General features: G+C 73.6%; 22 protein-coding genes and 1 pseudogene. 13 read left to right on the top strand and 10 right to left on the bottom strand.

Annotated features, from left to right (window positions below):
• Positions 1 to 328: pseudogene (locus tag DLJ47_RS08010) on the bottom strand (hypothetical protein); the annotation flags it as partial.
• 73 nt (positions 329 to 401) lie between these two features.
• Positions 402 to 1,751 carry an MFS transporter gene (locus DLJ47_RS08005; protein WP_109899420.1) on the bottom strand — a complete coding sequence of 450 codons (1,350 nt, stop codon included), beginning with the start codon at positions 1,749 to 1,751 and terminating at the stop codon, positions 402 to 404.
• A gap of 78 nt (positions 1,752 to 1,829) precedes the next feature.
• Between DLJ47_RS08005 and DLJ47_RS08000 the strand changes: the two genes are divergently transcribed.
• From DLJ47_RS08000 to DLJ47_RS07990, 3 genes are read left to right on the top strand one after another with little or no spacing between them, the layout of a single operon-like run.
• The gene (locus DLJ47_RS08000; protein WP_109899424.1) at positions 1,830 to 2,471 is read left to right on the top strand and encodes a TetR/AcrR family transcriptional regulator; all 642 of its coding nucleotides are present in this window, start codon (positions 1,830 to 1,832) and stop codon (positions 2,469 to 2,471) included.
• Between the two features lie 59 nt (positions 2,472 to 2,530).
• Positions 2,531 to 3,874 carry a flavin-containing monooxygenase gene (locus DLJ47_RS07995; protein ID WP_109899419.1) on the top strand — a complete coding sequence of 448 codons (1,344 nt, stop codon included), beginning with the start codon at positions 2,531 to 2,533 and terminating at the stop codon, positions 3,872 to 3,874.
• Positions 3,871 to 4,695 carry an SDR family NAD(P)-dependent oxidoreductase gene (locus tag DLJ47_RS07990; RefSeq protein WP_109899418.1) on the top strand — a complete coding sequence of 275 codons (825 nt, stop codon included), beginning with the start codon at positions 3,871 to 3,873 and terminating at the stop codon, positions 4,693 to 4,695. Before DLJ47_RS07995 ends, DLJ47_RS07990 begins: the two co-directional genes overlap by 4 nt.
• A gap of 116 nt (positions 4,696 to 4,811) precedes the next feature.
• Here the strand turns inward: DLJ47_RS07990 and DLJ47_RS07985 are convergent, their stop codons facing one another.
• A complete protein-coding gene (locus DLJ47_RS07985; RefSeq protein WP_088997663.1) occupies positions 4,812 to 5,462 on the bottom strand; it encodes a LysE family translocator in 651 nt (216 codons plus the stop codon).
• A gap of 167 nt (positions 5,463 to 5,629) precedes the next feature.
• On the opposite strand from DLJ47_RS07985, the gene DLJ47_RS07980 reads away from it, so the two are divergent.
• Positions 5,630 to 6,178 (top strand): GNAT family N-acetyltransferase, encoded by a 549-nt coding sequence (locus DLJ47_RS07980; RefSeq protein ID WP_233257715.1) that lies wholly within the window; start codon positions 5,630 to 5,632, stop codon positions 6,176 to 6,178.
• 79 nt (positions 6,179 to 6,257) lie between these two features.
• On the top strand, positions 6,258 to 6,737 hold the full coding sequence (locus DLJ47_RS07975) for a DnaJ family domain-containing protein (RefSeq protein ID WP_109899416.1): 480 nt from the start codon (positions 6,258 to 6,260) through the stop codon (positions 6,735 to 6,737).
• 21 nt (positions 6,738 to 6,758) lie between these two features.
• Here the strand turns inward: DLJ47_RS07975 and DLJ47_RS07970 are convergent, their stop codons facing one another.
• From DLJ47_RS07970 to DLJ47_RS07960, 3 genes are all read right to left on the bottom strand, one after another.
• On the bottom strand, positions 6,759 to 7,325 hold the full coding sequence (locus tag DLJ47_RS07970) for a maleylpyruvate isomerase N-terminal domain-containing protein (RefSeq protein WP_109899423.1): 567 nt from the start codon (positions 7,323 to 7,325) through the stop codon (positions 6,759 to 6,761).
• Positions 7,326 to 7,400: 75 nt separating this feature from the next.
• Positions 7,401 to 8,072, bottom strand: a complete 672-nt coding sequence (locus DLJ47_RS07965; RefSeq protein ID WP_233257713.1) for a response regulator — start codon at positions 8,070 to 8,072, stop codon at positions 7,401 to 7,403.
• Positions 8,069 to 9,316 (bottom strand): sensor histidine kinase, encoded by a 1,248-nt coding sequence (locus DLJ47_RS07960; RefSeq protein ID WP_109899422.1) that lies wholly within the window; start codon positions 9,314 to 9,316, stop codon positions 8,069 to 8,071. The genes DLJ47_RS07965 and DLJ47_RS07960 overlap by 4 nt, the downstream gene beginning before the upstream one ends.
• Here DLJ47_RS07960 and DLJ47_RS07955 point away from each other — a divergent pair.
• From DLJ47_RS07955 to DLJ47_RS07940, 4 genes are all read left to right on the top strand, one after another.
• Complete coding sequence (locus DLJ47_RS07955; protein WP_233257712.1) at positions 9,270 to 9,686, top strand: PH domain-containing protein; 417 nt, start codon at positions 9,270 to 9,272, stop codon at positions 9,684 to 9,686. The two genes, DLJ47_RS07960 and DLJ47_RS07955, sit on opposite strands and share 47 nt — an antisense overlap.
• Positions 9,683 to 11,245: a PH domain-containing protein gene (locus tag DLJ47_RS07950; protein WP_109899415.1), complete on the top strand. Its 1,563-nt coding sequence runs from the start codon at positions 9,683 to 9,685 to the stop codon at positions 11,243 to 11,245. The genes DLJ47_RS07955 and DLJ47_RS07950 overlap by 4 nt, the downstream gene beginning before the upstream one ends.
• A 90-nt stretch (positions 11,246 to 11,335) precedes the next feature.
• Complete coding sequence (locus DLJ47_RS07945; protein WP_109899414.1) at positions 11,336 to 12,544, top strand: erythromycin esterase family protein; 1,209 nt, start codon at positions 11,336 to 11,338, stop codon at positions 12,542 to 12,544.
• 80 nt (positions 12,545 to 12,624) lie between these two features.
• Positions 12,625 to 12,990 carry a nuclear transport factor 2 family protein gene (locus DLJ47_RS07940; RefSeq protein WP_109899413.1) on the top strand — a complete coding sequence of 122 codons (366 nt, stop codon included), beginning with the start codon at positions 12,625 to 12,627 and terminating at the stop codon, positions 12,988 to 12,990.
• A gap of 409 nt (positions 12,991 to 13,399) precedes the next feature.
• Here the strand turns inward: DLJ47_RS07940 and DLJ47_RS07935 are convergent, their stop codons facing one another.
• Genes DLJ47_RS07935 through DLJ47_RS07925 form a run of 3 tightly spaced genes read right to left on the bottom strand, consistent with a single transcriptional unit; the run spans position 13,400 to position 15,665 of the window.
• Entirely contained in the window at positions 13,400 to 14,377 is a 978-nt protein-coding gene (locus DLJ47_RS07935; RefSeq protein ID WP_109899412.1) for an ABC transporter permease subunit, read from the bottom strand.
• Positions 14,374 to 15,273 (bottom strand): ABC transporter ATP-binding protein, encoded by a 900-nt coding sequence (locus DLJ47_RS07930; RefSeq protein WP_109899411.1) that lies wholly within the window; start codon positions 15,271 to 15,273, stop codon positions 14,374 to 14,376. The genes DLJ47_RS07935 and DLJ47_RS07930 overlap by 4 nt, the downstream gene beginning before the upstream one ends.
• Positions 15,270 to 15,665 carry a GntR family transcriptional regulator gene (locus DLJ47_RS07925; RefSeq protein ID WP_109899410.1) on the bottom strand — a complete coding sequence of 132 codons (396 nt, stop codon included), beginning with the start codon at positions 15,663 to 15,665 and terminating at the stop codon, positions 15,270 to 15,272. Before DLJ47_RS07925 ends, DLJ47_RS07930 begins: the two co-directional genes overlap by 4 nt.
• 168 nt (positions 15,666 to 15,833) lie before the next feature.
• Between DLJ47_RS07925 and DLJ47_RS07920 the strand changes: the two genes are divergently transcribed.
• The 4 genes from DLJ47_RS07920 (at position 15,834) to DLJ47_RS35655 (ending at position 18,385) form a co-directional block, all read left to right on the top strand.
• Positions 15,834 to 16,673 (top strand): helix-turn-helix domain-containing protein, encoded by an 840-nt coding sequence (locus DLJ47_RS07920; protein WP_233257711.1) that lies wholly within the window; start codon positions 15,834 to 15,836, stop codon positions 16,671 to 16,673.
• Positions 16,674 to 16,739: 66 nt separating this feature from the next.
• On the top strand, positions 16,740 to 17,321 hold the full coding sequence (locus tag DLJ47_RS07915; RefSeq protein WP_109899408.1) for a dihydrofolate reductase family protein: 582 nt from the start codon (positions 16,740 to 16,742) through the stop codon (positions 17,319 to 17,321).
• A gap of 125 nt (positions 17,322 to 17,446) precedes the next feature.
• Positions 17,447 to 17,590 (top strand): hypothetical protein, encoded by a 144-nt coding sequence (locus tag DLJ47_RS35660; protein WP_158289800.1) that lies wholly within the window; start codon positions 17,447 to 17,449, stop codon positions 17,588 to 17,590.
• A 54-nt stretch (positions 17,591 to 17,644) separates the two neighbouring features.
• Positions 17,645 to 18,385 (top strand): hypothetical protein, encoded by a 741-nt coding sequence (locus tag DLJ47_RS35655; protein ID WP_158289799.1) that lies wholly within the window; start codon positions 17,645 to 17,647, stop codon positions 18,383 to 18,385.
• A gap of 206 nt (positions 18,386 to 18,591) precedes the next feature.
• Here the strand turns inward: DLJ47_RS35655 and DLJ47_RS07905 are convergent, their stop codons facing one another.
• Positions 18,592 to 19,272, bottom strand: coding sequence for a 2-phosphosulfolactate phosphatase (locus DLJ47_RS07905; RefSeq protein WP_158289798.1), 681 nt, complete (start codon positions 19,270 to 19,272; stop codon positions 18,592 to 18,594).
• Positions 19,273 to 19,585: the final 313 nt, after the last annotated feature.

The following is a 19,585-nucleotide window of genomic DNA, read 5'->3' as shown; positions in this document are numbered from 1 at the left end:
GTGCGGCGGCCACCTGGGCGGCCGCCTCGGCGCGCGTCTCGGCCAGTTGGCGTTCCACCCCGACCGGGGACAGCTCGGCGTGCAGCGCCTCGCTGAGCGTCTGCACGATCTGGTCGAGCCGGTCCACCGCCTCCCAGGTGCGGGCCACCTGGCCGGGCAGGCCGGGCGCGTTGCGGTGCCGCATCCGGTTGTTGCGCGAGGCCCGCTGGCAGGCGCCGTCGTTGTCCCGGCAGTAGCGGAACGGCCGGCCCGCGCCGGCGCGCTGGGGCACCGGGCGTCCACAGTGCGCGCAGGGACGGGTCTCGACGGGGGTGGGCTGGGCGTCCATCGAGGGCGAAGTCTAGTGCCGCGCCGACCGGCGGCCCCGCGCCGGCCGCCGTGGCCACGCCGGGGGCGGCCGGTCAGCTCTCGGCGCGGGCGACCCGGTCCAGGGTGTAGCGGCGTTGCAGCAGCATCGCGGCGAGCATCGCCGCGGCGGGCAGCAGGCCGAAGCCGTAGCGGACGGCGGTCAGCGCCGAGTCCGGCTGGACCACCGTCTCGCCGGCGACGGACGCGACGAAGCCGCCACCGGCCAGGCACAGGGCGTAGAGGTACGGGCCGAGCGCCGCGCCGGTGGCCTCGGTGGCCGTCCAGACACCCGTGTAGGTGCCCGCGCCCACCCCGGTGCCGGCCCGGATCACGTCCGGGACCATGGAGAACGGCAGCAACTGCATGCCAGCGAACGCGACGCCGAGCACCGCCACCGCGCCGACCAGCAGCGGCAGCCCGGCCGGGCGACCCACCGCGAGCACCAGCGAGCCGGCGGCGAAGGCGCCCTGCGCTGCGAGCAACGCCCGCTGCTTGCCGACCCGGCGGGCCACCGCCAGCCAGGCCGGGGTGACCAGCAGCGCCGGCGCCACGAACGCGGCGACCAGCACGGTGGTCAGCCCGGCCCGCCCCAGCTCGTACTCGGCGTAGTAGGGCACGCCGGCGAGGACTAGGTGGGTGGTGGTGGACATGGCCAGGTACGCGGCGACCAGCCAGCGGAACTGCCGGTCCCGCAGCGCCGCGCCCAGCGCCCGCCAGCCGCCCTCGTGCGCCGGCGCCGACGCCGCGGCGACCCGGCGCAGCCGGCCGATGCCGGCCACCCCGACCAGCATGGCGGCGAGCATCCCGACCGCGAGCAGCAGCCCCATCCGCTGGTAGCCGTCGCGGGTGGCCGCGTCGCCGCCGGCCAGCAGCGGCGCCAGCAGCCCGGACACCAGGATGCCGAGGGTGAGCACGACCATCCGGAAGGCCATCAGCCGGGTGCGCTCGTGGTAGCCGATCCGCAGGTCGGCGGGGGTGGCCAGGTAGGGCACCTGGTACGCGGCGAAGAGCAGGTTGCCGGCGACGAAGGCGACCGCCACCCAGGCGGCGGCCGGGGCGCCGGTCAGCCCGCCGGGCACCGCGAAGAGCCCGGCGAACGCGACCGGCAGCGCGCAGCCGATCAGCAGCAGCCGGCGCCGGTCGCCGCGGCGGGCCTGTTCGACGTCGCAGCGGTGCCCGATCCACGGGTGCAGCAGCACGTCGGCGACCTTCGGCAGCAGCAGCGCCAGGCCGGCCAGCCAGGGCGCCACGGCCAGCACGTCGGTCAGGAAGTAGAGCAGCAGCAGGCCGGGGACGGTCACCCAGACGCCCATGCCGAGTGAGCCGGTGGCGAAGCCGGCCAGCGGCCCGCGCGGCAGCGTGGTCCCCTCACCGGTGGCCGGCTGGTGGTCGAGCCCGGTCATCGCCGCCTCCTGTCCGGGCCCACGCCCGCGCCAATCCAACGGATGCTGGATTGTAGGGGCAGAATGGCGGCCATGACCATGCCCCGACGCCGCCCGGGCCGGCCCCGGCGGGACGAGACCCGACCGACCCGCGAGCTGGTGCTCACCGTGGCCACCCGGCTCTTCGCCGAGCGGGGGTTCGACGCCGTCGGGCTGCGCGACGTGGCGGCGGCCGCCGGCGTCGACGTGGCGACCGTCTCGCACCACACGGGCACCAAGGCGCAGCTCTACGACGCCTGCTTCGCCCGGGTCTTCGCCGCCGAGCGTCAGGTGTTGGAGGCGGCGGCCGAGCGGGCCCGCACGGCGTTGCCGGCCGGGCCGGAGGCGGCCCGGCGGGCCCTGCACGACCTGGTCGACGTCTTCGTCGACTTCCTGGAGGACCGGCCGGAGACCACCGCGCTGTGGCTGCGCCGCTGGCTGGAGCCGCACCGGCACGCCGAGCTCGACGAGCGGTACGCCGCGCCGCTGTACCGGCTGGTGGCCGAGCTGCTCACCGCCGCCGCGGCGGCCGGCGCGCTGGTCGAGCCGACCCCGCACATCACCGTGCGCAGCCTGGTCTGGGCGGTGCACGGGCACGTGGTGGCCCTGGCGGCGGCCCCGTCCGGGGCCCGGGAGCGGAGGGAGTTCCGGATGTTCGTGCACCGGTTCCTGGACGGCCTGTACGGCCCGGCCGGCTCTTGACGGGGGACCGCGACCCGGCCATTATCCATCAGTCGTTGGATTAACGTCGGGAGGCGGGTATGGGCGGGCAGCCGACAGTGGCGGTGATCGGCGCCGGGGCGGCCGGGCTGGCGAGCCTCAAGGCCCTCGCCGACGTCGGCGTGCCGGCGGTCTGCTTCGAGGCCGCCGACCAGGTCGGCGGCCTCTGGGTGTACGGGGCGCCCGGGTCGCCCGCGTACCGCACCCTGCACCTGAACACCAGCCGGCGGCGCACCGAGTTCGCCGACCACCCGATGCCCGAGGACTGGCCGGACTACCCCGACCACACCCGCATCGCCGGATACCTCGCCGACTACGCGCACCGGTTCGGGCTACTCGACGCCGTCCGGCTGCGGCACACCGTCGAGCGCGTCGTGCAGGACCCGGGCGGCACCTGGACGGTGCACGCCACCGGGCCGGACGGGCCGGTGGCCGTCACGGTCGCGGCGGTGGTGGTCGCCAACGGCCACAACCGGGTGCCCAAGCCGCCCAGCCCCGGCTACCCCGGCACCTGCACGGCCGAGCAGTGGCACAGCCACGACTACCGGGGGCCGGAGCAGCTCGCCGGCCGGCGGGTGCTGGTCGTCGGGGGCGGCAACTCGGCGATGGACATCGCCGTCGACGCCTCGTACGCGGCCGCCCGCACCCTGCTGTCGCTGCGCCGGGGCGTCTGGGTGGTGCCGAAGTACCTGCTCGGCCGCCCGTCGGACACCCTCAACGGGGCGCTGGCCCGGCGGCTGCCATGGCGGCTGCGGCAACGGATCAGCCAGCTGACCCTCACCGCCACCGTCGGCCCGCCCACCCGGTACGGCCTGCCCGCCCCGACCCACGGCTTCCTGCAGGACCATCCCACCCTCTCCGACGGGCTGCTGTCCCGGCTGACCCACGGCGACATCGAGGCCCGCCCCGGCATCGCCCGCTTCGACGGCGACCGGGTGCAGTTCACCGACGGCCGCAGCGACGAGATCGACCTCGTCGTCTGGTGCACCGGCTACCGGGTGGAGATCCCGTTCCTCGACCCGGCGCTGCTCGGCGAGGGCGCGGAGACCCTGCCGCTGTACCGGCACGTGTTCCACCCCGACGCGCCCGGTCTGCTCTTCGTCGGCCTGATGCAGTCCACCGGGGCGGCGTTCCCGCTGGTCGAGGCGCAGGCCCGGCTCGTCGCCGGGCACCTCGCCGGCCGGTACGCGCTGCCCGACCCGCAGACCCAACGGGCCGCCTGCCGGGCCGAGCTGCGGGCGGCGACCGCCCGGTGGGGCCAGCGCCGGCCGGCGATGCGGGTGGACTTCGACGCGTACCTCAGCGAGCTGGGTCGGGAACTGGCCGCCGGCGCCCGCCGGGCCCGCTCCACCGCCACCGCGGCGCGCCCGGGAGCCCGGCCGTGAGCCGGCTGGCCGGCCGGCGGGTGCTGGTCACCGGGGCGGACGGCACCTTCGGGCGGCACCTCGGCGCCGCACTGACCGCCGCCGGCGCCCGGGTGGTCGGGCTCGACCTGCACGGCTCGCCGGAGGCCGACGTCCCGGTGCTGCGCTGCGACCTGACCGACCCGGCCGCCGTGCCGCCGGCGGTACGCGCCGCCGTCGACCGGCTCGGCGGCCTGGACCTGCTGGTCAACAACGCCGGCGTCGGCGGGCCGGCCCCGGCCGAACTGCCACCCGACGCGGTGGTGCGTCAGCAGCTCGAGGTGAACCTGCTGGCCGCCTGGCGGACCACCGCCGCGGCGCTGCCCGACCTGGTCGCCGCGCGCGGCCGGGTGATCTTCGTGGCCAGCCGGATGGCCGTGCTGCCGCTGCCGCTGGCCGCCGCCTACGGGGTCAGCAAGCGAGCCCTGGTCGCGTACGCCGACGCGCTGCGCCACGAGGTCGGCACCCACGTCGGGGTGAGCGTCGTCTACCCGAGCATGGTGGCCTCACCGATCCACGACAGCACCGCCGAGGCCGGGCTGTCGCTGCGGGGGGTGTCCCGCCCGGAGCCGGTGCAGGGGGTGGTCCGGGCCATCCAGCGCGCCGCCACCGCCCGCCGCGCCCCCCGGGACGTGGCCACCACCCGCCGGGGACGGCTGGAGCTGGCGCTCGCCCGGCACGCGCCCGGCCTGGCCGACCGGGTCGTACGCCGGACCGTGGCCGCCCGGATCGCGGCCGGCGACCTGGACGCCGCGCCGCTGGCCGCCGGCATGGTCCGCCGGCACCACGACGCCGCCCGCTGACCCCACCGGCCGGTCGGCTCGGGACGTGGCCACCGCGGGCTCGGGACCGGTCGGCGGCGACCCGGGTGGGTGGCGTGGCGACGACGGCCCGGACCGGTCGGCGGCGACGATCCGGGTCAGGGCGTGGCGACCGCGGCCCGGGACCGGTCGGCGGCGATCCGTACCGCCAGGCCGCCCAGCACGGTGCCCATCACCCAGCGCTGGATCCGCAGCCACAGCGGCCGGCGGGCGAAGAACCCGGCGAGCGTGCCGGCGCCGAGCACGATCAGCGCGTTCACGGTCAGCGCGACGGTGATCTGGGTCAGGCCGAGCAGCAGGCTCTGCGCCGCGACGTGTCCCCGCTGCGGGTCGACGAACTGCGGCAGCAGCGACACGTAGAGGATCGCGATCTTCGGGTTGAGCAGGTTGGTGACCAGCCCCATGGTGAACAGCCGCCGGGGCCGGTCCGGCGGCAGCGGCGCCGGGTTGAACGGCGACCGTCCACCGGGGCGCAGCGTGCGCCAGGCCAGCCAGAACAGGTACGCCGCGCCGGCCAGCTTCACCGCCGTGTACAGCGCCGGCACCAGGACGAAGATCGTGGCCAGGCCCGCCACCGCGGCGGCGAGGTAGACCGCGAAGCCGGCGGCGACGCCGAGCAACGAGATCAACCCGGCCCGGCGGCCCTGGGTCACCGAACGGGACACCAGGTACACCATGTTCGGCCCGGGCGTGAGCACCAGCCCCAGCGCGACCAGCCCGATACCTACCACCGCACCCGTACCGACCATCATCAGACCCCCCGTTCGCCCGATCGACCCTATGCCCGCACCGACCGGTCGGCCGAGAGCCACCTGGGGTCCGGTGGCTTGAACCGGGTCACCGGGTGCGGAACCGGGCGGGTGCCCCCGGGCCGGCCGCCCCGGGTGCCGGTGGGCAGACTGGGCCGGTGACGATCATGCTCCACGCGCCGGCGTCCCCCGCCGCACCCGAACTCGTCCTGCGTCCCTGGCGTGCCGAGGACGCCGACGCGCTGGTCGACGTCTACCGGGACGCGGTGCTGCGCCGGTGGACGACGGTCCCGGTGACCAGCCACGCCGAGGCGCGCCGGTGGCTCGCCGACGTCCAGGAGGGTTGGGACAGCGGCCACCGGTGCACCTTCGCGGTGCTGGAGCCGCTGCCCGACGGCGACCGGCTGGTGGCCAACGTGGTGGTCAAGCAGCTTGCGCCGGGGCGGGAACACGCCGAGGTCGGCTACTGGACGGCCGCCGTTGCCCGGGGGCGGGGGATCGCCCCGCGCGCCCTGGAGGCGGTGACCCGGTGGGCGTTCGACCGGTTCGCCGCCGCCGGTCTGACCCGGCTGGACCTGCTGCACCAGGTGGACAACCCGGCCTCGTGCCGGGTGGCGGAGAAGACCGGCTACCGGTTCCAGGAGGTGCTGCCGGCCCGGCCGCCGTTCCCGCGCGACGGGCACCGGCACGCCCGGTGGGCCGGGTCACCGGCCTGACGGTGCCGGGAATGCCGGCCCCGCCCGATACGCTGCGCCCTCCGACGACCGCGATACGGTGGGCTGCGGGAGGTGGCGGGTGAACGGCTGGGAAGCGAGCGTCGAGGCGCAGATCCGATCCGCCCAGGAGCGGGGCGAGTTCGACAACCTGCCCGGCATGGGCAAACCGATCCCCGGCCGCAACCTGCCCTACGACGAGTCCTGGTGGATCAAGAGCTTCCTGGAGCGGGAGGCGCTCCCCAGCGACCTGCTGCTGCCCACCCCGCTGCAACTGCGCCGCAAGGTCGAACGGGTGCCCGACGAGGTGCGGGACCTGCCGACCGAGGAGGCGGTGCGGGGGTACGTGGCCGACCTGAACGCCGAGATCATCGCCTGGCTGCGCTACCCGGAGGGGCCGCGGGTGGTGATCCGCCCGGTGAACGCCGACGACGTGGTCCGCCGCTGGCGTGCGGAGCGTCGACCGGCCGCCACCACGCCCGCCGCGCCGGCGTCCGCACCGGCCGCCGCCCGGCGTACCCGCCGCGGTTGGTGGCTGCCCTGGCGCCGCCGGACCGCGTAGCCCCGCCCGTGCTGGTGGGGATCAGTCCAGCGCGGCCCGCCAGGTCCAGGACGTCCGCCGGGGCCGTCCCGGCAGCTCACCCCGCCCGGTGAGCCAGAGCAGCACCGCCGCCGGGGGCCCGTCCGGGGCGTCCGGGAACAGCCGGCCGAGCACCGCGGCGCTGAGGTCGTCCGGCGGCTGCCACGGCACCCCCAGCCCGCGGGTGATGTCGTAGGTGTGCAGCAGCGTCTCGGCCACGCCCATGGCCGCGAACCCCGGCGGGTCACACGGCCCGTAGTGCCAGGCCCGGCTCTCCGGCAAGGCGGCGTCGACCGCCGCCCGCAGCAGCACGCCGCACGCGGTGACCACCCGAAGCACCTCCCGGGGCGTGGCGGTGGGCGCCACGACGAGGTCGAACGGCAGGTAGCCGGCCTCCGGCCGGCCCGCCACCTGGCCGGCGTAGCCCAGCAGGTCGTGCGCCACGTGCGCGGCCGTGGTCCAGCAGCTCCAGGTCAGGTCGCCGGCGGGCACCCGCCAGTCCCGCTCGTCGTACGGGTTCAGGACGGCGGTCATCACGGCCACCGCGCGCTGCACGTCGGCCCCGGTCATCGGCATCCCCCGACGGTGCCAGCGATGACCGCCCGGTACAACCGGGAAAGATCCTCAGCCGTACGGCCGGAGCCGTCAGTCGTCGCCCGCGTCGTGGGCCAGCAGCGCCAACTGGATCCGGTTGGTCATGTCCAGCCGGGTCAACGCACTGGAGATGTGCGCCTTCACGCTGCCCACCGAGAGGAACAGCCGGCCGGCGATGTCGGCGTTGGACAGACCTTCCGCCACCGCCCGCGCCACCTGCTGCTCGCGTTCGGTGAGCAGGGCGAACCGCTCCCGGGCGCGGCGACGCCGTTCGTCGACCGGGTCGGCACCGGCGGCGACCCGGTCGATCAGGGCGCGCGCCACCGTGGGCGAGAGCACCGGCTCCCCGGCGGCGGCCCGGTGCACGGCGTCGACGATCCGCTCCGGCGGCGTGTGCTTGACCAGGAACCCGGCCGCGCCGGCCCGCAGCGCCTCCAGCACGGTGGCGTCGGCGTCGAAGGTGGTCAGCACGATGACCGCTGGCCGGTGTCCGCCGCGGGCACCGAGGTTCCGGGTCGCCGCGATCCCGTCCAGCACCGGCATGCGGACGTCCATCAGCACCACGTCCGGCCGCAGCCGGGCCACCGCGTCGGCGACGTCCGCGCCGTCGGCGGCCTCACCGACCACGTCCAGGTCCGGGGCGCCGCCGAGCATCAGGCGCAGCCCGGTACGCACCAGCGCGTCGTCGTCAACGAGCAGGACACGGATCCGGTCCGCTGTCACGTCGGCCAGGATAGCCGGGTGGTCAGCCGGAACGACCCGTCGGCGACGCCGTGCTCGATGGTGCCCCCGTCCAGGGCCACCCGCTCGGCGAGGCCGGTCAGTCCCGCTCCCGCGCCGGGCAGCTCGCCGGTGGGCGTACCCGGCAGGGGATTGCTGACCGACGCGACCACGCCGGTGTCCGGGCCGGCGTCCACCCGGACCGCGACGTGCACGCCCGGCGCGTGCTTGCGGGCGTTGGTCAGTCCCTCCTGGACGGTGCGGTAGACGGTGCGCTGGGTGGCCGGGCGCAACGCCTCGGCGGCGCCCGGGGCGCACTCCATCTCAAAGCTCACCCGCTGCCCGGCGGCCCGGGCCTCGGCCACCAGCCGGGGGATGTCGGCCAGCCGCGGCTGCGGCGCCACCCGTTCCCGGCCGTCGCCGCCGTCGGTGCGCAGCACCGCGAGGACCTCGCCCAGCTCGTCCAACGCCCGCACGGCCGCGTCCCGGATCACCTCGACCGCCTGGCCGATCTCGGCGGCCTCCAGTGGCCGCCCGACGCCCGCCTCGGCCTGCGCCGTGCGGTACGCCAGGCCGCCCGCGTGCACCGACAGCAGCGAGATCCGGTGCGCCAGCACGTCGTGCATTTCCCGGGCGATGCGTTCCCGCTCGCCGCGCCGGGCGTCGGCGAGCCGGCGGCGGTGCTCCTGCCGCTCCCGCTCGGCGTCACGGCGCAGGCTGGCGATGAGCTGCCGGCGGGCCCGGGTGGCCATGCCCCAGCCGAGCGGCACCAGGTACATCATGCCGACGATCGCCACGGAGGCGAACACGCCGGTGCCGGGGGCGGGGTGCACCGCCCCGAAGATCACCGCCGGCACCAGGTAGCCGGCGGTGGCCAGGGAGGCGGGCAGCCAGTCCCGGCGCACCGCCACGGTCAGCACCGCCACCATCGTGGCGCCCACCGCGGTGCCGGCCACGTACAGCGCCGGCACCAGCGCGACGGCCAGCGCCATCGGGAAGCGGCGCCGCCACCACAGGGCCAGGCACGCGGCAGCGCCGACCCACGGGTCGGCGGCGAGCATCCAGGCCGGGACCGCCTCGGCGTAGTAGGGCGGGTCCTCGCTCCACACCGACAGCCCGACCAGCGCCGCCGCCGCGAACAGCGACGCGTCCACCACCCAGTCGCGGACCCGGGCGGTCGGGTGGTGGACGGTGCGCGCGGTGCTCGGCGCGGCTCCGGTGCTGGCCGCGCTGGCGGCGGTGTACACGGTGGCCGGGTCGACCCGGCAGTGGTCGGGTGCGGCGCTGGTCGTGGCGGTGGTGGTGGCGGCCGGGTACGCGGCGGTGGTGCCGTCCTGGCGGTACGCGGTGCACCGGTGGGAGGCCACCACCGAGGCGGTGTACGCGTCCGCCGGGTGGTTCGTGCGGGAGTGGCGGGTCGCCCCGATGTCCCGGATCCAGACCGTCGACCGGGTACGCGGGCCGTTGCAGCAGCTGTTCGGGCTGGCCACGGTGACCGTGACGACCGCCTCCGCGCACGGCCCGGTACGGCTGGTGGGGTTGGACGCGGAGGTGGCCGCGCGTACCGCGGCACAGCTCACCGAGCTGGTGCGGCGGACGCCGGGGGACGCGACATGAGCGGGTGGCGCCGGCTGGACGTGCGGATGGTGTGGGTGGACGTGGTCCGCAGCCTGCTGTCGCTCGCGCCGACCGGCCTGGCGGTGGGGGTGTTCCGGGTCGAGGCCCGGCTGTCCACGCTCTGGCCGGTGCTCGCGGTCGCCGCGGTCGGCCTCGCCCGGGCCGGGCACGACCTGCTCCGCTGGGCGAAGACCCGGTACCGGGTGACCGGGGAGCGGGTCGAGCTGCGCACCGGCCTGCTGGTGCGGACCCACCGGTCGGTGCGGCGGGACCGGATCCGCAGCGTGACCGCGACGGCGCTGCTGCGGCACCGGCTGGCCGGGCTGCGGGTGGTGACGGTCGGCGCCGGGCTGCCCGGCAGCGAAGGGGAGGCGGCGCTGCGGCTGGACGCGGTCTCCGTCCGCACCGCCGAACGGCTGCGCCGGGACCTGCTCGGCGGCCACCCGGACGCGCCGGCGGGCGAGCGTGCGGGGGCGGGCGGCGATGCCGGGTCGGCCCGGAGCGGGGGAGCGGTCACCGGCGACGCCCGGCTCCTCGCCCGCATCCGCTGGTCCTGGCTGGTGCACAACGTGGTCAACGGCTGGGCGTTCGTGATGGCGGCCGGCCTGCTCTGGGGCGCGTACTGGACGGCCGGGTCGTTCGGGTTCGACGCCGCCGGCGCGGTCGCCGGGCTGCTGGACTGGCGCGCGCTCGGGGTCGGCCGGTCCGTCGTGGTCGCCGTCGCCGCCGCGGGTGTGCTCGGGGTGGCCGGCATGGCGGTGGCGTTCGTCGCCGAGTTCTGGGACTTCCGGCTGACCCGGGTGACCACGGCGGCCGGCAGCGTGCTGCGTACCACCCAGGGGTTGTTCAAGACCCGCGAGGTCGACCGGGACGACGACCGGCTGCGCGGCGTGGAGATCTCCGAACCGGTGCTGTGGCGCTGGATGGGCACGGCGGACACCAACGTCATCTCCACCGGCCTGACGATGTGGAGCATGACTCCGGCCACCACCGTCCTGCCCCGCGGTCCGGTCCGGGTGGCCCGCTCGGTGGCCGCCGCGGTGCTCGACGCCGACCCGAACCCGTTCGAGGCGCCGCTGGTCCGGCATCCGCGGGCCGCCCTGCGCCGCCGGCTCGGCTGGGCGGCGCTGGTCGGGGCGGCGCTCACCGGGGCGCTCGCCGGGCTGGGCGCCGTCCTCGACCTGCCCCGGTTGTGGCTGGCCGGGCCCGCGTCGGCGTCGCTGCTGGCGGGGGCCGCGCTGGTGGCGTACCGGGCGCTCGGGCACGCCACGGTCGGCGGCTACCTGGTGGTCCGCTCGGGGCTGGTCAGCCGGTCCACGGCGGCGGTGCGCGGCGGCGCGGTGATCGGCTGGCGGGTCCGGCAGAGCCTGCTGCAACGCCGGCTCGGCCTGGCCACGCTGATCGCCGCCACGGCCGCCGGCCACGGCCGGTACGCGGCGGTCGACCTCGCCGCCGGCGACGCGGTCGACCTGGCCGAGCGGACGCTGCCCGGCCTGCTTGCCCCGTTCGGCACCGCACCGCCGGATCACCACCTGTCGTCGCCCCGGCAGCTCGCCTGAGCTTCCCCCGGCTTTGAAGGTTTCGGGCGCCCCAAGCTGCTGTGGTCGACGAAAAGTCTCCACCGGAGGTTCAACGATACGGTTCAGGATATGAGTGTTGGTATCAAGGACATCGCCCATGCCGTCGACGCCGTCACCGTCATGCGGCTCCTTCCGGCCCGGCCGCGGCTGCTCGCCCTGGGCGAGCCCACCCACGGCGAGGACGCGTTGCTCGACCTGCGTAACGACCTCTTCCGGCAACTCGTCGAGCAGCAGGGCTACCGGACCATCGCAATGGAGATCGACTGCCTGATGGCCCTGCTCGTGGACGACCACGTCACCTCGGGCAGCGGCACCCTCGACGACGTCATGGAGCACGGCTTCAGCCACGAGTGGGGCGCCTTCCCGGCCAACCGCGAGCTGGTGCGCTGGATGCGCGAGTACAACGAGGGGCGGCCCGCGTCCGAGCGGCTGCGCTTCGCCGGGTTCGACGGCCCGCTGGAGATCACCGCCGCGGCGAGCCCTCGGCAGGCCCTCACCGCGCTGCACGCCTACCTCGCCGCCCGGGTGGACGCGGACCTGCTTCCCTGCACCGCGGCGACACTCGACCACCTGCTCGGCGCCGACGACCGGTGGACCGAGCCCGCCGCCATGATGGACCCGTCCCGATCGGTGGGGCAGACGCCCGAGGCCAGGCAGCTGCGGTTGCTCGCCGACGACCTGGTGGCCCTGCTCGACGCGCAGACGCCACACCTGATCACGACGTCCACCCCGGACGAGTGGGACCGGGCCCGCCTGTACGGCCGTACCGCCACCGGGCTGCTGCGCTACCACTTCTGGATGGCCGACCCGTCACCGAGCCGCCTGGCGCGGCTGCTGTACGTGCGGGACTCGATGATGGCCGCCAACCTGCTCGCCCTCGCCGAACGGGGTCCGACGCTGGTGAACGCCCACAACGGGCATCTCCAGCGGGACAAGAGCAGCATGCGGATGGGCGGCCGGCCGCAGGAATGGTGGAGCGCCGGCGCGATCGTCGACGCCCACCTGGGCGACGAGTACGCCTTCCTGGCCACGGCGCTCGGCACGATCCCCCACCACGGTGTGCAGACCCCACCGCCGGACACCGTCGAAGGGCTGCTCTACGCGCTACCGGAGGACCGGTACCTCGTCGACGCCGGCCGACTGGCCGCCACCGTCGCCGACGCGATGCCCGCTGCCCGGGTTTCCCCCTGGTTCGGCTACGCCCCGCTGAACCCGGCCCACCTGGCGAGCATCGACGGGATCGTGTTCGTCAAGGACGCCACACCGAGCCGGGTCTGACCTCCCCGCCTCCGTCACACCCGGCGGATAGCGTCGCTGGGTCTGCCGTCCCGGGCAGACCCAGCGAGGGGAGACCGCCCATGTCGCGCAACACCGAGACCGTCGAGACCTACCTGGACGGCTTCCGGAAGAACGACCACGCGCAGATCCTGTCCTGCCTGACCGACGACATCGAGTGGACGGTCTTCGGCGCCTTCCACCTGAAGGGCAAGGAGGCGTACGACGCCGCGATCGAGGGGCCCGGGTTCGTGCCGCCGCCCCGGCTGGAGGTGGTCCGCATGGTCGAGCAGGGCGACACGGTCATGGCGGAGCTCGTCGGTTCGGTGCGGCGCGACACCGGCGAGGAGATGCGGATGTCGATGGCCGAGGTGTTCGTGATGCGCGACGGAAGGATCGCCGAGCGGCGCGCCTGGGTGATCGAACTGAAGGAGAACGACCACCGCTGACGGCGCTCCTGGCCAGCGGCCCGCGAGGGTGACCCGGCCGCGGGCCCGATCACCCGCCAACCGCCCGCCGGCGCGTGCTAGCGACTGTGGCGCCCATTATCGGATTATCGGTAACAGCAATCCGACAATCGGAGCGGACAACAAGGACAAATCGGCTGCGCATCATAATGACTGTTCTTGTGCGTAATGGTTCAGCCTGGTGTACCCCACGTCTTCGTCGGCCGCCGCTGACTGCAGGTCGAGAAAGAGATCCTGCGGCAAGGCAGCTTCCGATCGCGGCATAACCTGGTGTCCAGACCCCCAGGGGAAGCCCAGTTCTGCCATCCACCCGGCGTGAACGTCGACCGCCGCCCGGCCGACAAGCCGAACAGCGTGTCAACCAACACCGTGAACGTTCGTGGTCAGGGCACTAGATCGTACGGCGCCGTACCCGCCACACCACCACACCGATCAGGACCGCCGCGACGGCGACGAACAGGGCCGCCTCGATGAGCTGGAACGTCCAGAACCGGTCGGCCGGGTGGTAGATCTTGAACTGCTGGATGCCCCGCGCGTGCAGGAACTGGTTGAGGTTGGTGCCGGCCCGGTTGGCGGCGGCCTCCAGCTCGTAGTACTCGGTCCAGCTCAGCCTGCGCCCGATGGCGTCTGCGTAGCCGTGTTCGATCGTCCAGGAAGCGTTGCTGGGCACGGGCCGGTGCCCCGCCTGGTCCTTCGAGCCGCCGACGGGGACCGGCTCCATGGTGGTGAGCGGCGTGGCGTACGCGGGACGGGCCAACAGCGCCACCGGCATCCGGGCGGCGAGGAACGCCGCGAACGCGACGCCGAACGCGGGCAGGCTGCGCCGCAGGATCGCCCCGGCGGCGGTGGCGACGCCGAACGCGAACAGCGCGTACGCCACCGGAACAAGTCCCTCCAGGTCGAAGGCGTCGTACTGGAACCGCCCTTCCCACGCGTCGAATGGCTGACGGAACCAGGTGAGCACCGCGGTGAACATCCCGGTGAGCGTGACGGTGACGCCGGCCAGTGCCGCGAGCTTGGCCGCCAACCAGCGCATCCGCGGCACGGCCTGCGTCCAGGCGAGCTGCCAGGTGCCGTCCTCCAGTTCGCGCGCGAGCAGTGGCGCACCGAGGAACGCACCGATGACGACGGGGACCAGATAGAAGGCCGCCAGGAGGTTCTCGATGTACCCGTACTCCTCGTCGAGCCGGCGGAAGGAGGCCGTGCAGGCCTCGTTGATACCGGCCTCTCCCGCACACCGGGCGGGACCACCGGGGAACAGGTCGTGGGCCTGCGTCCCGAGCACGAGCAGGGCAATGCCGAACATGCCGACGAGCAGACCCAGGACGCAGACCTCGGTCCGGTGCTGGCGCCAGATCAACCACGTCACACCGCCACCCCCGACGTGACCGCGGCGCTCGGCTCGGACGGCCGGCGCAGGTACGCCAGCACCAGGTCCTCCAGCGCGACCGGCTGGGCCTGCCACCCAGGCGCGGCCGGGATCGCGCCGTCGCGTACCAGCAGGGTCGTGTGCCGGTCGCTGTGGACGGCCTCCACGACGGCGCCGGCCCGGTCGAGGTCGGTGGCCGTGCGCGGGCCGACGAGCAGCCGGTGCTCGGCGAGGAGGGTGTCGATGTCACCGGTGAGCGTGACCCGGCCGTTGTTGAGCACGACCAGGTGGTCGCAGACGCGCTCCAGCTCGTGCACGACGTGGGAGGAGAACAGGACGGTCACCCCGCCTTCGGCCACCGCGCCCATGAGGACCTGCAGGAACTCGTGCCGGGCCAGCGGGTCGAGGCTGGCCACCGGCTCGTCGAGGACAAGCAGGTCCGGCCGCTTCGCCAGGGCCAGAGCCAACGCGACCTGGGCCTGCTGCCCGCCGGAGAGCGTACCGACCCTGCGGTCGAGCGGGATGCCCAGCTTCGCCAGCCGGCCTGCGGCTAGTCCCTGGTCGAACCGCAGGTTGCAAGCCCGGCCGAAATGGAGCATCTCGGCGACGGTGAAGCGCTTGTACAGCGGGTGGTCCTGGGCCAGGAACCCGATCCGGGACAGCGTTTGCGGGGTGCTGGCGGTGACGTCGTGGCCGAGGACCTCCACCGTGCCGGTGCTCGGTGCCAGCAACCCGACGACCAGGCGCAGCAGCGTGGTCTTGCCCGCGCCGTTCGGCCCGACCAGGGCGATCACGCCGCCCGCCGGCAGGGCCAGGGTGCAGTCGCGCAGCGCCCAGCCCTTCCGGTACCGCTTGCCCACACCGTCGGTGCGCAGCGCGAACTCGGTCGCTGTCACGCCACGTTCTCATTCCTCGTCTGCTGGTGGACGGAAGTAAAGAGCGCGTTGACCGCCTGCTCGTCGAGGCCGGCCGCGTAGGCGCGGCGCAGCCAGGTCGCCAGGCCGCGGCGCAGCGACGTGTACGTCGATGCCGGCATCACGGCCGACTGCTGTTCGTTGACGAACGTGCCCTGGCCGGGCCGGCCGGTGACCAGGTTCTCCTGCTCCATCTGCCGGTACGCCTTGGCGACGGTGTTCGGATTGATCGCCAGGTCCTCGACCACCTCGCGGATGAGCGGGAGGCGGTCACCGGGTTGGAGAAAGCCCAGCAGCACCGCCTGGCGGACCTGCTGGACGAGTTGCAGGTACGGCGGTACGCCGGAGTGGGTGTCGAGCCGGAAGATGAACACGGTAGCCCTTTACTGCTTTGCTAGTACCTTAGTAAAGCAACAGGTTGGCGGTCAAGAGAGCCGACGCGCCCGCACGACCGCGGCACCAGATCCGGGCCGTCCTCGGTGGCGTGGCGGGATGGAACTTGCTCCACTGCCCAGCCCAGGGGCGTCTGCGATGCTGTGGGCGTGGAGTACGTGTCCAGAGTGCCGCGACCGCCGCTGGACGGGCTGATCGACGACCTTTACTACCTGGAGGGTGCGCCGCCGTACGCCCGGCTGACGCTGCCGCCCGCGCCGTCGGCGTTGCTCATCGTCAACCTCGGGGCGCCGTTCCGCATCCGCGCCGGCACCGACATCGAGACGGCCGAGTACGCCGACGGCTGCGTGGTCACCATGCCCACCCGCGCGTGGGAGTTCAGCTATCCACTCCGGACCCAGTCCGTCGGCGCGCACGTCAAGCCGTGGGGGCTGGCGCCGTTTCTGCCGATGCCCGCGGCCGAGCTGTGTGACCGGCCGGTGACGGTGGAGCAGGTCTGGGGCCGGCCCGCCATCGCCGAGCTGCGAGACCGGCTGGCCACGGCGGACGGACCGCACGAGATGCTGACGCTGCTCGAGGAGGAGCTGATGCGACGGCTGTGCGAGACCGCCGGCCTGGGGCTGGTCCGCCATACGAGCAGCGTCATCGCGGCGACCAGCGGGGCGGTGGCGATCGGCGACCTGAGCGTGGCAGCCGGTGTCAGCGGCACTCATCTGGCCCAGCGGTTCAAGGAGCTCATCGGCGTCACGCCGAAGCGGCTGGCCCGTACCTACCGCTTCACCGCCACCGTGTTCGCGATCAACCCCGCCGGACCGATCGACTGGGGCGAACTCGCCGGTGGCGCAGGCTACTTCGACCAGGCCCACTTCGGCCACGAGTTCCGGGCGTTCACCGGGCTCACGCCGACCCGGTACGTCGAAGTCCGGCGGCGGTTCCTGCGCGAACATCCCGGTCACGTGCTGGACGGCTGGCCGCTGCCGGCCGATTGATTTCTTACAAGAGCGGCAGCTCACGACCCGCTAATTTGGGGGCACCCCAGAGCAGAGGAGAGCCTCGTGGGCAAGGTGGTCATGTACAGCTCGGTGTCGGTGGACGGCTTCATCGCGGACGAGAACGACCAGCCCGGACCGCTGTTCGACTGGTTGGTCAACGGTGACGTCCCGTTGGACTCCAGCGGCGAGGTGAAGGTGTCGCAGACGTCCTACGACTACACCCGGCCGTACTGGGACCAGATCGGGGTGACAGTCGTCGGCCGCCACGTCTTCGACCTGACGGACGGCTGGGACGGGAAGCCGCCGGGCGGGATCGACCACGTCGTCGTCGTGACCCACCGGGGCAGGCCCGAGGGCTGGCACCCCGAGGCGCCGTTTCACTTCGTCGACGGCGTCGAGGCAGCCGTGGCCAGAGCACAGGAGCTTGCGGGTGACCGGATGGTCGAGGTCGCCGCTGGCGACGTCGGTGGCCAGGTGCTTGCCGCGGGTCTGGTCGACGAGGTGCGCATGGACGTCGTACCCGTGGTGTTCGGGTCCGGCAAGCGCTACTTCGGGCCGGTCCACGCGCAGCACCTGCTGGAGGATCCTGACGTGGTGATTCACGGCAACCGGGTGCTTCACCTGCGCTATCGGGTGCGCCGCTGATCGATCTGACGGTGCGGAAGCCGAGGGCGACGCGACGGCCTGGCCCGCGGCTCGCCGGCGCGGCTGGTGTCCTGGCACCACACACGCCCACACCCGGCCAACCGTGAGTCAAGTCGAGTTAGTGCGTGACCTTGCGGGCGTGGATCCTCGAGGATGGCCTGCTTTTCGGCGGGGATGGCGGGGCGAAGGTCTGTGTCGTGCCATTGATCGCGATGGTCGCCGAGCGCAGCAGCCGCGGCGGCTTGATGACGTTGCGGATCGCCAGCTGAGTCGGCAACCGAGACCTCGCCACCGACGCTGGTGGCTCTGCAAGGATGGTGGCCGTGGCGAGCTTCCACGCGCGGTACGTGTCCGGTGATCCCGACGACGTATGGCGCGATCTGCGCGGTCTTGGCCTACGGGTCTTCGACGCCCCGTACCGGGAGGACGCCGAGGCGGTGGCGCGCGAGTTCGCCGACCGTGCCCGCAGGAACGTCGAGATGCTTGTTGAGCGGCTGCAGGCGCGGGGCTTCCGTGCGGAGGAGAACGACGACGAGGGGACGCCGTGTCGCGCCCACGTTCCCCCGTCGCCGGGCGCGCCCGCGTTGGCCGACTGGCTGGAGGTGACGTTCGCGCCGTTCCCGATGACGGTCAGCGCGTGGATCCGGCAGGTGGGCGATGTGTGGCTCGTCGGGGAATTGCCGGGTTGGCCGGCCAGCGTGCTCGCGGACCCGTTGGTGGTGCAGCTCGAGTGGGCCGAGCGGGGCGGCTCGCGCTCCTACTACGAGGCCGAGCACGCCGCGTACCTCAGGGACACCGCGCGCCGGGACGCTGGCATCCCGTTCCAGCTCGACTACGCGCCCGACGAGCTCCACAAGGCGAACATCAGCGGCGACGCGCCCTACGGCATCGACCTGCCCGGCCCCGGAATCGACGGGAAGGTGGGGCCCGCGATCTGGTTCGTCGACGATCTCAACACTGCGTTTGCGGCCGGCGGATTTCCCGGTGCGCTGTGGGACGAGGGCTACCAGGAGCCGCCCGCTGGATTGCGTGAGTCGCTCGCCGCGGGGCTGCTGCGGCTCTGAGGCCGCCAGACGGCTGGCCGGTCAGACCCAGTTGACTCATTCGGTTAGTGCGTGAAACAGCCCCACCTGCAGGCATCACCGCAGGTGAACGCGACGCGGGCCGCACGAGCGCGGCACCGTTAGCCAACTCAGGTGCGCCAGCTCCCGCCCTGGCCATCGGCACTTCCGGCCGACGTGACCGATGACGGACTGGAAGACAGGCCATTTCAGCACGGCACCTTCGCGAGGACAACGTGATCTTTGCGGACGTCGCCGACCATGGCGAATTCGGCCCGGTCGACGTCGCAGCAGAAGCGGAGGTCGTTGGAAAGATCAACACGTTCGGACGCGGGTAGCTGTGCATAGCAACGAGCATGCTCGGCGGCGCCGCTCATGATGCCAGCGATCAGGTCTGCCCGTCGCGGCGCTGACCCGTTGAGAAGGCCGCTCAGGTACGTCGCACAGGCCCAGTCCTCGGCGGTCCTCCCGGTGCAGATGAGGGTGCGCGGAGTCTCGGCGTGGTTGCTCGCGATCCAGCGGGCGGTGGCACCGACATTCCTCGCTGACACCGCGAGCAGCGCCGTCGGGTCCGGACACCGGGCAAGCCCGAGCGTGCCGTTCGATGTCGCCTGAATCAGGCGCTGGCCGTCAAGCCGCGCTGCCGACATCTCGAACGGCGAGTTCCCGACGTTGAAATCCACGGGCTTGAGGCCGTTGGTCTCCCCGACCAGAAGGCGGTCGGGGAGGAGCCGGTGGAGAGCTCGGCCAACCTCGACCGACGGCGCGCAGGCTATCTCGGTCACGCCACGCTCGAAGGCAACCGCAGCCGTGGTGAAAGCCCGAATCACATCGATGACGACGACGACCCGGCCGGGCGGAGTTTCGGCATCCATACCTACGATCGACACGGCACGGATCATTCGTTCTAGACGTTCGGCCTGCAAGGAGATTCCCGCAGCGAGATCCGGCGCGCTGTCATCGGCCGAGCCGGGAGTGCCGGCTATGTTCCGGAAACCATGTAGGCGGCGAGGATGTGGTTGGGGTGGCGGTCGACGTTCTTGCGGGCGCGGTCGTAGCGCATGGTGGTTCATGGAGGCTCATCGAACTTAAGCGGGGTTGAGGTGTCCGCGGTGGCGTCGGGTGGTCGCGGTGCGGGTGCGTAGCCGCTGATTCTCGGGGTTTCGGAAGCCGTAGGCGTCGCGGGCGACGGTCTTGATGACC

Source organism: Micromonospora sp. S4605 (genome assembly GCF_003176715.1).
In the GTDB taxonomy this organism is placed as follows: Bacteria; Actinomycetota; Actinomycetes; order Mycobacteriales; family Micromonosporaceae; genus Micromonospora; species Micromonospora echinaurantiaca.
Note: the sequence above shows the minus strand (reverse complement) of the source record. Positions and strands in the feature narration are given on the sequence as shown.

Bases quoted from the DNA above. Each gene is read 5' to 3' on its own strand.
- DLJ47_RS08005 (WP_109899420.1), bottom strand. From the start codon at position 1,751: ATGACCGGGCTCGACCACCAGCCGGCCACCGGTGAGGGGACCACGCTG.
- DLJ47_RS07980 (WP_233257715.1), top strand. From the start codon at position 5,630: ATGCTCCACGCGCCGGCGTCCCCCGCCGCACCCGAACTCGTCCTGCGT.
- DLJ47_RS08000 (WP_109899424.1), top strand. From the start codon at position 1,830: ATGCCCCGACGCCGCCCGGGCCGGCCCCGGCGGGACGAGACCCGACCG.
- DLJ47_RS07940 (WP_109899413.1), top strand. From the start codon at position 12,625: ATGTCGCGCAACACCGAGACCGTCGAGACCTACCTGGACGGCTTCCGG.
- DLJ47_RS07985 (WP_088997663.1), bottom strand. From the start codon at position 5,462: ATGGTCGGTACGGGTGCGGTGGTAGGTATCGGGCTGGTCGCGCTGGGG.
- DLJ47_RS07995 (WP_109899419.1), top strand. From the start codon at position 2,531: ATGGGCGGGCAGCCGACAGTGGCGGTGATCGGCGCCGGGGCGGCCGGG.
- DLJ47_RS07970 (WP_109899423.1), bottom strand. From the start codon at position 7,325: ATGACCGGGGCCGACGTGCAGCGCGCGGTGGCCGTGATGACCGCCGTC.
- DLJ47_RS07950 (WP_109899415.1), top strand. From the start codon at position 9,683: ATGAGCGGGTGGCGCCGGCTGGACGTGCGGATGGTGTGGGTGGACGTG.
- DLJ47_RS07945 (WP_109899414.1), top strand. From the start codon at position 11,336: ATGAGTGTTGGTATCAAGGACATCGCCCATGCCGTCGACGCCGTCACC.